Annotated in this window: 9 protein-coding genes; 7 read left to right on the forward strand and 2 right to left on the reverse strand. The window is 62.4% G+C overall.

Annotated features, from left to right (window positions below; genetic code table 11):
- Nucleotides 1-44: 44 nt before the first annotated feature.
- The 5 genes from MF6394_RS03490 to MF6394_RS03510 all read left to right on the forward strand — a co-directional run bounded on the left by MF6394_RS03490 (nucleotide 45) and on the right by MF6394_RS03510 (nucleotide 6,478).
- The gene (locus MF6394_RS03490; protein WP_078466184.1) at nucleotides 45-2,192 is read left to right on the forward strand and encodes a DUF1631 domain-containing protein; all 2,148 of its coding nucleotides are present in this window, start codon (nucleotides 45-47) and stop codon (nucleotides 2,190-2,192) included.
- A gap of 61 nt (nucleotides 2,193-2,253) precedes the next feature.
- On the forward strand, nucleotides 2,254-2,817 hold the full coding sequence (gene ampD, locus MF6394_RS03495; protein WP_003188448.1) for a 1,6-anhydro-N-acetylmuramyl-L-alanine amidase AmpD: 564 nt from the start codon (nucleotides 2,254-2,256) through the stop codon (nucleotides 2,815-2,817).
- The gene (ampE, locus tag MF6394_RS03500; protein WP_003188449.1) at nucleotides 2,814-3,650 is read left to right on the forward strand and encodes a regulatory signaling modulator protein AmpE; all 837 of its coding nucleotides are present in this window, start codon (nucleotides 2,814-2,816) and stop codon (nucleotides 3,648-3,650) included. The genes ampD and ampE overlap by 4 nt, the downstream gene beginning before the upstream one ends.
- A 1,569-nt stretch (nucleotides 3,651-5,219) precedes the next feature.
- Nucleotides 5,220-5,924: a methyl-accepting chemotaxis protein gene (locus MF6394_RS35120; protein WP_371914721.1), complete on the forward strand. Its 705-nt coding sequence runs from the start codon at nucleotides 5,220-5,222 to the stop codon at nucleotides 5,922-5,924.
- 125 nt (nucleotides 5,925-6,049) lie between these two features.
- Nucleotides 6,050-6,478: a hypothetical protein gene (locus MF6394_RS03510; RefSeq protein WP_078466186.1), complete on the forward strand. Its 429-nt coding sequence runs from the start codon at nucleotides 6,050-6,052 to the stop codon at nucleotides 6,476-6,478.
- Here MF6394_RS03510 and MF6394_RS03515 read toward each other — a convergent pair.
- Together MF6394_RS03515 and cra are read right to left on the reverse strand one after the other, a co-directional pair.
- Nucleotides 6,425-7,201: a TatD family hydrolase gene (locus MF6394_RS03515; RefSeq protein WP_078466187.1), complete on the reverse strand. Its 777-nt coding sequence runs from the start codon at nucleotides 7,199-7,201 to the stop codon at nucleotides 6,425-6,427. The genes MF6394_RS03510 and MF6394_RS03515 overlap by 54 nt on opposite strands.
- 2 nt (nucleotides 7,202-7,203) lie before the next feature.
- Nucleotides 7,204-8,199: a catabolite repressor/activator gene (gene cra, locus MF6394_RS03520; protein ID WP_003188455.1), complete on the reverse strand. Its 996-nt coding sequence runs from the start codon at nucleotides 8,197-8,199 to the stop codon at nucleotides 7,204-7,206.
- A 285-nt stretch (nucleotides 8,200-8,484) separates the two neighbouring features.
- Here cra and ptsP point away from each other — a divergent pair, with 285 nt between their 5' ends.
- Together ptsP and pfkB are read left to right on the forward strand one after the other, a co-directional pair.
- Nucleotides 8,485-11,343, forward strand: a complete 2,859-nt coding sequence (gene ptsP / locus MF6394_RS03525; RefSeq protein WP_078466188.1) for a phosphoenolpyruvate--protein phosphotransferase — start codon at nucleotides 8,485-8,487, stop codon at nucleotides 11,341-11,343.
- Nucleotides 11,344-12,264 carry a 1-phosphofructokinase gene (gene pfkB / locus MF6394_RS03530; protein ID WP_078466189.1) on the forward strand — a complete coding sequence of 307 codons (921 nt, stop codon included), beginning with the start codon at nucleotides 11,344-11,346 and terminating at the stop codon, nucleotides 12,262-12,264. It begins immediately after the preceding gene.
- Nucleotides 12,265-12,270 lie beyond the last annotated feature (6 nt).

The following is a 12,270-nucleotide window of genomic DNA, read 5'->3' on the forward strand; positions in this document are numbered from 1 at the left end:
CCCGGTCTTTCCACCTCTCAAAACCGCCGTTTCAGGAGGCCAGGATGCACAATGACGGGAAGGTGGTGCCTATCAACAGGGCACAGGCCACGCCATCGCCGCTCGCGCGCCTGCCGGTGGTGTTGCTGCAGGTGCGTGACAAGGCTGCGCAACAACTGCAGCAAGGCTTGCAGGAACTGTTCGATAACGCCGACGACACCCTGTTTGAAATGGCCGAAAAGGCCCGTAGCACCGTCGACCATCATATTTTTTTCGAGGCCATGCGCGACCTGCGCCTCAAGCGCAAGAACTTCGAACGCGTGTTCATGGAGCAGCTGTTCGTGGCGTTCGCCAACCTGGGCCAGGCCCGGTGCAGCGGGGCACACCTGGTGCCGCTGGTGTCTTATGAGGCGGTACCCGGCACCAGCGCCGATGACGTGGAAAAAGCCGTGGCCCTGGAGGCGATGCTCGGTCGGGTGCGACACCGTGATGGCTTGGCGCTGGGGCAATTGAACGCGCGCTTGAGTGAACTGCTTGGCAGGCGCCTGGATGATCCGGAAAACCCCTTGGGCCCGGCGCGGCTGTGCGAGTTTTTCCTGCAAGCAGGGCGCAGCCTCGGGGTGGAGATCCGCGTCAAGCTGGTCATGCTCAAGCTGTTTGAGAAATACGTGCTCAGTGACGCCGACCTGTTGTATGGCGAGGCCAACCAATTGCTGATCGCCACTGGCGTATTGCCGGAACTCAAAGCGATCCCATCCCGTCGAGCCGGCGGGCGTGCGGCCCGGGAGCACCAGGACTGCACCGGCCAAGCGGTGGCCGACCCGCCGCTGGATAAAAGCGGCCAGCAAGCGTTCAGCGCCTTGCAGACGTTGTTGGTAGCCGTGCGTGGCAGCGTGGCCCCCACCCTTGAAGCCAGCGCCGAGCCGCAACCCATTGCCACCCGCGATCTGCTGCGGCTGCTGTCGCATTTGCAGCAATATGTACCGGAGCCGGAGTGCGAGGACGATTTCGACCTGCGCAGCCAGCTTGAACAGTTGCTCACCCGGGTCAGTGTCAAAAGTGGCAAGTCGCGGGTGTTGGAAGAAGCAGACGAAGATGTGATCAATCTGGTGGCCATGCTGTTCGAGTTCATGCTCGATGACAGCAGTGTGCCGGACGCTTTCAAGGCGCTGATCGCCCGCTTGCAGATCCCGCTGCTGAAAGTGGCGGTGCTGGACAAGAGCCTGCTCAGTTACACGCAGCATCCGGCGCGGCGCTTGCTCAATGACATCGCGAGCGCCGTCATCGGCTGGAGCCCGCCCCATGACCACTCACGAGACAACCTCTATCTGTGTATCGAGCAACTCGTACAGCGGTTGCTGAATGAGTACGTCGAAGACCCGGCGATTTTCTCCCAGTTGCTCACCACGTTCAGCGCATTTACAGCCCAAGAGCGCACGCGCAGTGAACGTCTTGAACGGCATACCCGTGACGCCGAGCAAGAGCGCCTGCATACCCAGGTGGCGCGCCAGCGTGTGGCGCAGGTGCTCAATCGGCGGCTCGTGGGCAAAACCTTGCCGGCATCGGTGCTGCAATTTGTGCAGCAGGCCTGGAGCCAGGTGCTGTTAGTGGCCGTTCTCAAAAACGGTGAACAATCGCTGCAATGGCAGGCGGCGCTGCGCACCCTGGATGAATTGCTCTGGAGCGTGGGCCTGCGTGAAGACACCGAAGCCGGCCGGCGTTTGCTGGAGCAATTACCCGGGCTGCTCAAAGCATTGCGTGACGGGTTGGCCGGTGCGGCGTTCGATCCTTTCAGTACCCGCGAGTTTTTCCTGCGGTTGCAGGCTCTGCATGTTCAGCCGCTCGACGGCGAGGCGCTGGTCGAAGTCCGCGAGCCTTTTACCCTGGACGCTGGCCCGCCGACCGCCGACAAATCAATGCCCCCTGACGACCCCGACCTGCTCAAGGTCCAGCAGTTGCGAGTCGGTGCCTGGGTTGCGTTGCAGCAACATGAAGCCGGTACCCTGCGCTGCAAGTTGACCGCAATCATGCCGCCCGCCGATACCTATATTTTTGTCAGTCGAGGGGGCCTCAAGGTACTGGAGAAAAGCGCGTGCCAGTTAGCCCTGGCGTTCAAGCAGGGCGTCCTGCACGCCTTGGACGACGGCCCACTGTTCGAGCGTGCGCTGGCAGCCGTGGTGGGCAATCTGCGGCAACTCAATCGCGGCAAGTGATCGCAACCGCAGGGTGGAACGCGGCATACTGGTCACACCTCGTCTCACTCAAGGAGCCTGTATGCAGTTGGACCCCGCCAGCGGTTGGTGCCAGGGCATTCGTCATTGCCCTTCGCCCAACTTCAACGAGCGCCCTGAAGGCGAAATCTCGCTGTTGGTGGTGCACAACATCAGTTTGCCTCCGGCGCAGTTCAAGACCGGCAAGGTGCAGGAGTTTTTCCAGAACCGCCTGGATATTTCAGAGCATCCCTACTTTGAGGGGATAGCCAGCCTACGGGTGTCTGCGCATTTTCTGATTGAACGTGACGGCACTGTGACGCAATTTGTTTCGTGCCGCGACCGGGCCTGGCATGCCGGTGTTTCCGTTTTTGACGGGCGCGAGGTGTGCAACGATTTTTCCCTGGGGGTCGAGCTCGAAGGTACGGACGACCTGCCGTTCACCGATGCCCAGTATGCGGCGCTGATCGACCTGACCCGCCAGTTGCTCAAGGCTTACCCAAAGATCACCCACCAACGTATTTGTGGTCACAGCGACATCGCACCGGGGCGCAAGACCGACCCGGGCCCCGCTTTTGATTGGACGCGCTTTCGCAGCGCCCTGCAGGATGGAGGACACGAACGATGAGTTTCCTGGTGTTGGTGCTGGCGGTATGGATCGAGAAGTTCTCGGCCTTGCGCCTGCGGTTGCAGCGTGACGGCGGATGGCTGCGTGAACTGGCCAAGCTGGAATCGAGCCCGCGCATGGGCAAGCGGCCCTGGCTGATCCTGCTGGTATTGGTGCTGTTGCCGGTGGCATTGCTGGCGTTGCTGTTGCTGGTGCTGGAACCGGTGGCCTATGGCCTGTTGGCATTGCCGGTGCATTTGCTGGTGGTGATCTATAGCCTGGGCCGTGGCGACCTATTGGCAGGGTTGGGACCGTTTCGTGATGCCTGGCGGCGCGGTGACCTGCAGGCGGCCGAGCATGTGGCCGAACGCGACCTCAAGCTTGGCGCCGACAGTGGCGAGCAACTGCTGGAGCGCGTCCAGGGCTACCTGCTGTGGCAGGCGTACCAAAGCTTTTTTGCGGTGATTTTCTGGTATTTCCTGCTGGGCCCGGTGGCCGCCCTGGCGTACCGCCTGTTGGCGCTGGCCAGTGAACACAGCCAGAACCCCTTGGTGGCCGAACGCGCCACGCAATTGCGCCACGCGTTTGACTGGTTGCCGGTACGCCTGCTGGCGGCCAGCTTTGCCTTGGTGGGCAATTTCGTCGGGGTCAGCCGTGTGATGCTCCACGAACTGCTGAGTTGGGACATCAGCGCTGCACAGCTGGTGGAAAAAGTCGGCCTGGCCGCTGCGGAAATCCCGCCGCCAGTGGTGGGGGCCGATGGCATCAACAGCCTGGATCGCCTGTGGGAACTGCTGCTGCGTGCGGCGGTGCTGTGGTATGCCGGGTTTGCCATCTGGACGGTACTCCCCTGATTTGTAGGAGCGAGCTTGCTCGCGAAAACCCTCAACGATAACGCGCGCTTCCTGAATAAACGCGGCGTCGTTAAGTTTTTCGCGAGCAAGCTCGCTCCTACATGGCATTAGGGCTTGCGCCTCTGCGTTAACCTTACGTTACAAAACTCCCTTTCGAATTGAGCTATACAGATAGAGCGCCAAATAGTGGCTATCTGCCGCCGCCCTGCGCCTCAATAAAAATAAAAGAAGGGGAGGTCACCTGTGAAGAGCTTGCTCTATCCCGCCGTCGCGCTGATGAACCGCCTGAGCTTCGGCATGAAGTTCAGCCTGATCAGCGTGCTGTTCCTGCTGCCGATGCTGGCGACCAACTATTACCTGGTGCGCGACTCCTGGCGTGAATACCAGGGCACCCGCGTCGAACTGCAAAGCCTTGACCTGCTCGGCAGCAGCCTGGCGTTGCGTCGCGAGTTGGAAACCCTCAACAACCAGGTTCAGATCAACGCGACCCTCGGCCAGTCCGGCAAAGCGGCAGACCTGGAGACCAAGATCAGTGCCTTGGAAGCGAGTGTAGTGGAGCGCTTGCAGGGCTTGCGCGCCATCGCGACCCAGCCCGAGCAAGTTGCGGCCTTTGACAGTAAGCGCGACGAACTGATCGCCGCGTTCAAGGCCCAGCAACAGGAAACCTCGTTGCTCAACAAAGCGGCGTTGATTAGCAAGTTACTCAACCAGGCCCAGATGTTCAGCCAGATCATTGCCAGCCAAGCCGGCTTGAGCCGTGATCCGCAAAGTGATCTGCGCCAGCTCAGCGACCTGGTCACCACCGTCACCCCTCAAGTCACCCAAGCCTTGGGCGAAGGCCGGGCGATGGGCGCGTACTCCCTGGGGCAGGGCTTTATCAATTCGTCCTCCAGCACCCGTTTTGACGAACTGTTGCAGCAACTGGAAAAACTCCACGGTGAATATGGCTTGAAGCTGCAGGACGCACTGGGCGCCAGCAAGGCCGCGCACGCCGCCCTCGACGTCTCGGCGCAAGCCAGCCAGGCGAGCCTTAAGCAAGGCAGTGAGTTTTTCGAAGAGCAGGTGGTGATGGCCGAGACCCTCGACGCGCCTTGGCAGGGGTTTTATGACGGCGTCAGCCAACTGATGGCCAAGACCTATCAATTGGATGACACCACCCTGGCGTTCCTCGGGCAGCAGTTGCAGCAGCGCCTGGCGCAGAACCGTTTGCACATGGTGTTGCTGGTCACGGCCCTGGCGGCGGTGTTTGCGCTGATTTTCTATCTCTATGCCGGTTTCTTTGTCTCCACCCGCACCACCTTGCGCCGCCTGGGGGCGATGATGGACAAAGTGGCGGCGGGTGACATGACGGTCACCTTCGTTGCCCAGAGCCGTGACGAACTGGGCGACCTGGGCCAGGTGTTCAATGGCACCGTGGCCAAGATTCATGACCTGATCGAGCGTGTTGGGCATACGGTCAGCCAGGTGGAGTTGCAGGCGGGCCAGGTGCAGGCGGTGTCGGCACAGAGTAACCAGGCGGTGTCCGGCCAGCGCAGCCAGATCGAGCAAGTGGCGACGGCGATGAACCAGATGTCCGCCACCGCCCAGGAGGTGGCTCGCAGCGCGGCGGCGGCGGTCAGCAGTGCTCAGAGTGTCAACGATGAAACCGTCAGCGGGCGTGCGCTGGTGCAATCCCAACAAGGCGGTATTGCGCGCCTGGCGGCGGAGATCGACGAATCGGTGCGGGTGATCAACCAACTGGCGACCGACAGCCAGTCCATCAGCAGCGTCCTGGAGGTCATCAAGAGCATCGCCGAGCAGACCAACCTGCTGGCGCTCAACGCGGCCATCGAAGCGGCGCGCGCCGGTGACCAAGGGCGCGGGTTTGCGGTGGTGGCCGACGAGGTGCGCACTCTGGCCCGGCGTACACAGCACTCCACCGAGGAAATCGAGCAGATGATCATCCGCTTGCACAGCGGCGTCGGTGCGGCGGTGAAGGCCATGGGCAGCAGCCATGAAATGGCGAATGGCACGGTAGGGCAGTCGGAAAAAGTCCAGCAAGCCCTGGAAAATATCCTGGGGGCGGTTGGGATGATCGTCGATCAGAACCAGCAGATCGCCGCCGCCGTGGAGCAGCAAACGGCGGTCGCTCAAGACATCGACCAGAACATTGTCGAAATCAACCGCGCCGGCGAGCATGCGGCGCAAGGCGCGCAGCACACGGAAGCGGCCAGTCGGCAACTGGCAACCCAGGTGGTTGAGTTGAAGCAATTGATTGGCGCGTTTCGGGTGTAGGGAGGTTCTGAAGGACGAAGCGGCGGGCCATGTGGCTTATGTCCTGATTTACCGATGCGTGTTTTATCGGGGCGTGAATAGGTGAAAATTTATTTCATCCGTCACGGTCACGAGGGGACAAAACGATGGCCGCCGCAATCGGTATCAAAGGGCATTGCGCCCAATGCAACATGACGTTTGAGCTCAAGCCCTGGCAACTGAACGCCATTGCCATTGATATACCGTTTGACTGTACGTATTGCCACTGCGGGTTGCAGTTGGGGTGCGTCAAGCAGTTGCGCCAGTTCAGGGCCCTGGACCACTGGGCGCTGGTGCGGCCGAGCATGATCATGCTGACGTGCGCAACCTTGCTGATGGCCTTGGTCGCTGAATGGTTGGGGCTGCTCAGTGTGATCGGGCAACTGAACATTTCGCTGGTCGCCGTGCTGATCCATTTGCTGGTGGTGCGCTATGCCCGCCATCGACAGACAATGACCTTGAAGTTGCAGGTGATCAGCCCGCTACCAGTTGAACAGCTCGCACGCATTGTGTGTGCTCGCCTCAGCCAGCAATAAAGGGCTGATACCCATGCGCTCGGCCAGGGCCGTGCAGATCTGCGGCAGGTGCTGCGGGCTATTGCGCTGGTTGGGGTACATGGCCGGGGCCATATCCGGCGAGTCGGTTTCCAGCACCACGGCGTCGAGCGGCAACTGCGCCAGTACCCGGTGCATGCGCAGGGCCTGGGGCCAGGTGGCAGCGCCGCCCAGGCCCAGTTTGAACCCGAGCTTGATGTACTCGCGTGCCTCTTCAGCGCTGCCGGCGAACGCATGGATGATGCCGCCTCTGGGCACGCGGATGCGCTTGAGGGTGGCAATCACGGCGGCGTGGCTGCGGCGAACGTGGAGCAAGGCTGGCAGTTTAAACTCCACCGCGAGTTTCAGTTGGGCTTCAAACAGCGGTTGCTGGCGCTGGTGGTCCAACTGTTCCAGAAAGTAATCCAGGCCAATTTCGCCCACGGCGCACAGTTGCCGGTGGCCATGCAGGCGCGTCAACCAGTCGCCCAGTTCCAGCAGGTCGGCGGGGCGATGCTCATCGAGATACACCGGGTGCAAGCCGAAGGCGGCGAACAGGCCTTCGTCCTGTTGCACCAAGTCCCACAGCCGCTGCCAATTTTTCTGGTACACCCCCAGCACCACCATGCGTCGCACGCCGAGTTCACGGCTGTGGGCGAGGACATGCGAGCGATCCTGGTCGAAGTCCTCGAAGTCCAGGTGCGTGTGGGTGTCGATCAGCTCCACGCTCAGGCCTCGTGGATACGCTGCTTGAAGGTCCGGCCAATCGCATGCACGCCGGGTTGGTACTGTTCCTCTTCAATGGCGGCCAGGGCCAGGCGCAGGGCGGTTTCGGCAATCAACTGATGTTGCTGGGCCATGGCGTTGACCGGCAGCGGCAGGAAATCCAGTAACTGCGTATCGCCGAAGGTGCCCAGGCGCAGGGGCCGTGACTTGAGGGGGAAATCATGCAGCGCATCAAACACGCCTTGCAGCAGTACGTAGGAGGTGGTTACCAGCGCGTCCGGCAGATGCCCCAGGCGTTGCAGCAGTTGCTCCATCAGCTCTCGGCCGCAGTCACGGCTGAAAGCTTCGCCCTGTTCGATAATCACGTCGCCCGTGAAGCCTTGCAGCGCATCCCGGAAACCGGCGGTACGCGCCTGGCTGATGCTCAGCTCGGGCCGTGCGCCGATCAGCGCGATCTGCTTGGGCAACGGTTGCAGCAGGCTGCTGGTGAGTTGCTGGCAGGCCTGGTGGTCGTCGCTGACCACGGAACAGAACTGGTTCGGCTCCATCTCCCGGTCGATGGCAATCACCGGCAGCCCCTTGGCCTGCAGCTCGCGATAGCTGTCATCGCTGGCCGGCAGGCAACTGGCGACGAACAACGCATCGCAACGCCTGGCACGGAACAGTTGCAGCAGTTGGCGTTCGCTGTCCGCTTCATCATCGGAGCTGGCGATCAGCAACTGATAGCCTCGCGCCCGCGCACCTTGTTCCAGCAGTTTGGCGATGCGTGCGTAGCTGGGGTTTTCCAGGTCTGGCAGGATGAACCCCAAGGTGCGCGTATGCCGGCTGCGCAGCCCGGCGGCTTGAGGGTTGGGGGTAAAGCCATGGGCCTGGACCACGGCACGCACACGCTCAACGGTGGCGTTGCTGATGCGCTGCTGTTCGGCCTTGCCATTGATGACATAGCTGGCGGTGGTAACGGACACACCGGCCAGACGTGCGATATCACTGAGTTTCAAACCGGGATTTCCTTGTTTTTTGGCGCTCGCCCCGACATTTTGTCCAATCGTAACCGATTCCTGCATTCGACCCATGCCCCACAGCAAGCGCCGAGTGGCCCTTCAAGCTTGCGCAATTAACGCGTAATCTGCCATAAATTCTAGATTAAACGTTTCAGCAAGCGTATTTTTACGATGTTCGCCGCTGAGTGACCACTGCCAATTGACCGCTCAGTCAGTTAATTTTGAACATATTTACCTACAACAATACCTAGTGCGCCCCGTCGCACTAACTAGGAGAACGGCATGCTTGAGCTCACTGTAGAGCAGATATCCATGGGCCAGGTGGCTGTGGATAAATCTGCTGCCTTGCACCTGCTCGCTGACAAATTAGTGGCCGATGGCCTGGTTGCCGAAGGTTATCTCAGTGGCTTGCAAGCCCGTGAAGCCCAAGGCTCGACCTTTCTCGGCCAAGGCATTGCCATTCCCCATGGCACGCCAGAAACCCGCGACCAGGTGTTCTCCACCGGTGTGCGCCTGCTGCAGTTCCCCGAAGGGGTGGACTGGGGCGATGGCCAGATCGTTTACCTGGCGATTGGCATCGCGGCTAAATCCGATGAACACCTGCGCCTGTTGCAACTGCTCACCCGTGCCCTCGGTGAAACCGACCTGGGCCAGGCCTTGCGCCGTGCCGGCAGTGCCGAAGCCCTGTTGAAACTGTTGCAAGGCGCGCCTCAGGAACTGGCGCTGGATGCACAGATGATCAGCCTGGGCGTGTCGGCCGATGATTTTGAAGAGTTGGTGTGGCGCGGTGCACGCCTGCTGCGCCAGGCCGACTGTGTGAGCAATGGTTTTGCCGCCGTATTGCAGCAGGTCGACGCGCTGCCCCTGGGCGATGGCCTGTGGTGGTTGCACAGCGAGCAGACGGTCAAGCGTCCGGGCCTGGCCTTTGTGACGCCGGACAAACCCATGCGCTACCTCGGCCAGCCTTTGCACGGCCTGTTTTGCCTGGCGAGCCTCGGTGAAGCGCACCAGACCCTGCTTGAACGCCTGTGTGCCTTGCTGATTGAAGGGCGCGGCCAGGAGTTGGGGCGCGCCACCAGCAGCCGCGCGGTGCTGGAAGTGCTGGGCGGTGAACTGCCACCGGACTGGCCGAGCGCCCGCATTACCCTGGCCAACGCCCACGGGCTTCATGCTCGCCCGGCGAAGATCCTTGCCCAATTGGCGAAAAGTTTTGATGGCGATATCCGCGTGCGCATCGTCGATGGCGCGGTGGGCGCCGTGTCGGTCAAAAGCTTGAGCAAGTTGCTCAGCCTCGGCGCACGTCGTGGCCAGGTGCTGGAATTTGTGGCCGAGCCGACGGTGGCCGGCGATGCATTGCCCGCCCTCTTGGCCGCCGTGCAAGAGGGCCTTGGCGAAGAGGTCGAGCCCTTGCCTACGGTGAGTGCACAGCCAGCGCAGGTCGATATCGAACCCGTACTCAGCGCGCCACTGAGCGGTAGCCAACTCCAGGCGATTGCCGCCGCACCGGGTATTGCCATCGGCCCGGCCCACATCCAAGTGCCACAGGTGTTCGATTACCCCTTGCGCGGTGAGTCTGCCGCCGCCGAACGCCAGCGCCTGCACACGGCCTTGAGCGATGTGCGCACGGATATCCAGGGCCTGATCGAACGCAGCCAGGCCAAGGCCATCCGCGAGATTTTCATCACCCACCAGGAAATGCTCGACGACCCGGAACTGACCGACGAAGTCGACACCCGCCTCAAGCAAGGCGAAAGCGCCGAAGCCGCCTGGATGAGCGTGATCGAAGCCGCCGCCAAGCAGCAGGAAGCCTTGCAGGATGCCCTGTTGGCCGAGCGTGCTGCCGACTTGCGTGACATCGGCCGCCGCGTGCTGGCCCAATTATGCGGCGTCCAAAGCGTGCAGGAACCGAGTGAACCCTACATCCTGGTGATGGAAGAAGTCGGCCCTTCGGACGTGGCACGCCTGGACCCGGCCCGCGTTGCCGGCATTCTCACCGCCCGAGGTGGCGCCACAGCCCACAGCGCCATCGTCGCCCGCGCACTGGGTATTCCGGCCTTGGTCGGTGCTGGTGCTGCGGTGTTACTGCTCAAAGCCGGCACGCCGCTGTTGCTCGATGGCCAGCGCGGTCGCCTGCATGTCGACCCCGACGCCGCCACCCTGCAACGGGCCACCGTGGAGCGCGACAGCCGCGAACAGCGCTTGCAAGCTGCTTCGGCCCAACGCCATGAAGCGGCGCTGACCCGCGACGGCCACGCCGTGGAAGTGTTCGCCAACATTGGTGAAAGCGCCGGGGTGGCCAGTGCAGTGGAGCAGGGCGCCGAAGGTATCGGCCTGTTGCGCACCGAACTGATTTTCATGGCCCACCCCCAGGCGCCGGACGAGGCCACCCAGGAAGCCGAATACCGTCGCGTACTCGACGGTCTCAACGGTCGCCCGTTGGTGGTGCGCACCCTGGATGTGGGCGGCGACAAGCCCTTGCCCTATTGGCCGATCGCCGAAGAAGAAAACCCCTTCCTCGGTGTGCGCGGCATTCGCCTGACGCTGCAACGCCCGCAGATCATGGAAGCGCAACTGCGCGCACTGCTGCGTGCTGCGGATAACCGCCCGCTGCGCATCATGTTCCCCATGGTCGGCAGCGTGGATGAGTGGCGCGCCGCCCGGGACATGACCGAGCGCCTGCGCCTGGAGATCCCGGTGGCGGACCTGCAACTGGGGATCATGATCGAAGTGCCTTCAGCCGCGTTGCTGGCGCCGGTGCTCGCCAAGGAAGTCGACTTCTTCAGCGTCGGCACCAACGACCTGACCCAGTACACCCTGGCCATCGACCGTGGCCACCCGACCCTGTCGGCCCAGGCCGATGGCTTGCACCCGGCAGTTTTGCAACTGATCGACATCACCGTGCGCGCCGCCCATGCCCATGGCAAATGGGTGGGTGTGTGCGGCGAGTTGGCGGCGGATCCGCTGGCGGTACCGGTGCTGGTCGGCCTGGGTGTGGATGAGTTGAGCGTGTCGGCCCGCAGCATTCCCGAGGTGAAGGCGCGAGTGCGTGAATTCAGTCTGAGCGAGGCCCAGGGCCTGGCGCAACAAGCACTGGCGGTGGGTTCGCCCGCGCAAGTGCGTGCCCTAGTGGAGGCCGTGTAGATGGCGAATATTCTGACCCTGACGCTGAACCCGGCGTTGGACCTCACGGTATGCCTGGCGCACCTGCAACCCGGTGAGGTCAATCGCAGTGAAGCGATGCTCACCCACGCGGCGGGCAAGGGCGTGAATGTGGCGCAAGTGCTGGCGGACCTGGGCCATTACGTCAGCGTGGGCGGCTTCCTCGGCAGTGCCAACCCCCAGGCTTTCAATGCGCTGATCAAGCGCCGTGGGTTTGGCGATGCCTTCATCCGTGTCCCCGGCGAAACCCGCAGCAACATCAAGATTGCCGAACAGGATGGGCGGGTCACCGACATCAATGCACCGGGGCCGCTGGTGACTGAAGAGGCGCTAAAAGCGCTGCTTAAGATGGTCGCGATCATTGGCCCGGAGTTCGATGCGGTGGTGGTGGCCGGTAGCTTGCCGCGCGGCGTCAGCCCGCAGTGGTTTAAAGGTTTGCTGGAGGCGTTGAAAGACCTCGGGTTGAAAGTGGCCCTGGACACCAGCGGCGAAGCGCTGCGCCTGGGGTTGGAGGTTGGCCCGTGGCTGGTCAAACCCAATACCGAAGAGTTGGCCGAGGCCCTGGGTAGCGCCACCGATGCCATCAGCCGACTGCATCAGCAAGGCGTCGAACATGTGGTGGTCTCCGACGGGGCCGCAGGCGTGACCTGGTACCGCCCAGGTGCGGCGCTGCATGCCACGCCGCCCAAGGTGGCAGTGGCCAGTACCGTGGGCGCCGGCGACTCGCTGCTGGCCGGGATGCTCCACGGTTTGCTCAGTGGCGACACGCCGGAGCACACCCTGCGCCGGGCCACGGCAATTGCCGCGATGGCGGTGACACAGATCGGTTTTGGCATCAGCGATGACGCGCAGTTGGCGCGTCTCGAAAGCGGCGTCGATGTGCGCACGCTGACAGAACAATAAGAGGGT

The sequence above is a fragment of the Pseudomonas sp. MF6394 genome, from assembly GCF_002018845.1.
Taxonomy (GTDB): Bacteria; Pseudomonadota; Gammaproteobacteria; order Pseudomonadales; family Pseudomonadaceae; genus Aquipseudomonas; species Aquipseudomonas lactis.

Coding starts and splice junctions, on each gene's coding strand:
- MF6394_RS03490 (WP_078466184.1), top strand. CDS start 45: ATGCACAATGACGGGAAGGTGGTGCCTATCAACAGGGCACAGGCCACG.
- ampD (WP_003188448.1), top strand. CDS start 2,254: ATGCAGTTGGACCCCGCCAGCGGTTGGTGCCAGGGCATTCGTCATTGC.
- ampE (WP_003188449.1), top strand. CDS start 2,814: ATGAGTTTCCTGGTGTTGGTGCTGGCGGTATGGATCGAGAAGTTCTCG.
- MF6394_RS35120 (WP_371914721.1), top strand. CDS start 5,220: ATGTCCGCCACCGCCCAGGAGGTGGCTCGCAGCGCGGCGGCGGCGGTC.
- MF6394_RS03510 (WP_078466186.1), top strand. CDS start 6,050: ATGGCCGCCGCAATCGGTATCAAAGGGCATTGCGCCCAATGCAACATG.
- ptsP (WP_078466188.1), top strand. CDS start 8,485: ATGCTTGAGCTCACTGTAGAGCAGATATCCATGGGCCAGGTGGCTGTG.
- pfkB (WP_078466189.1), top strand. CDS start 11,344: ATGGCGAATATTCTGACCCTGACGCTGAACCCGGCGTTGGACCTCACG.